Origin of the sequence: Leclercia sp. LTM14 (genome assembly GCF_023736175.1) — a bacterium.
GTDB classification, from domain to species: Bacteria; Pseudomonadota; Gammaproteobacteria; order Enterobacterales; family Enterobacteriaceae; genus Enterobacter; species Enterobacter barmai.
In genome coordinates this window covers 1-605 of the sequence record NZ_JAIKTT010000026.1, presented here as the reverse complement: position 1 = coordinate 605, position 605 = coordinate 1, and the positions used below count along the sequence as shown (strand labels likewise).

Here is a 605-nt window from a genome sequence, read left to right as displayed (position 1 = left end):
CCGGGTTGCGGACAGTGTCTGGTGGGTAGTTTGACTGGGGCGGTCTCCTCCTAAAGAGTAACGGAGGAGCACGAAGGTTAGCTAATCCTGGTCGGACATCAGGAGGTTAGTGCAATGGCATAAGCTAGCTTGACTGCGAGAGTGACGGCTCGAGCAGGTGCGAAAGCAGGTCATAGTGATCCGGTGGTTCTGTATGGAAGGGCCATCGCTCAACGGATAAAAGGTACTCCGGGGATAACAGGCTGATACCGCCCAAGAGTTCATATCGACGGCGGTGTTTGGCACCTCGATGTCGGCTCATCACATCCTGGGGCTGAAGTAGGTCCCAAGGGTATGGCTGTTCGCCATTTAAAGTGGTACGCGAGCTGGGTTTAGAACGTCGTGAGACAGTTCGGTCCCTATCTGCCGTGGGCGCTGGAGAATTGAGGGGGGCTGCTCCTAGTACGAGAGGACCGGAGTGGACGCATCACTGGTGTTCGGGTTGTCATGCCAATGGCACTGCCCGGTAGCTAAATGCGGAAGAGATAAGTGCTGAAAGCATCTAAGCACGAAACTTGCCCCGAGATGAGTTCTCCCTGACCCTTCAAGGGTCCTGAAGGAACGTT

At 55.2% G+C, this 605-nt stretch carries 1 rRNA gene; it reads left to right on the top strand.

Features of this window, described 5'->3' with window-relative positions:
* A 23S ribosomal RNA gene (locus K5I40_RS23755) occupies window positions 1–605 on the top strand; the annotation flags it as partial.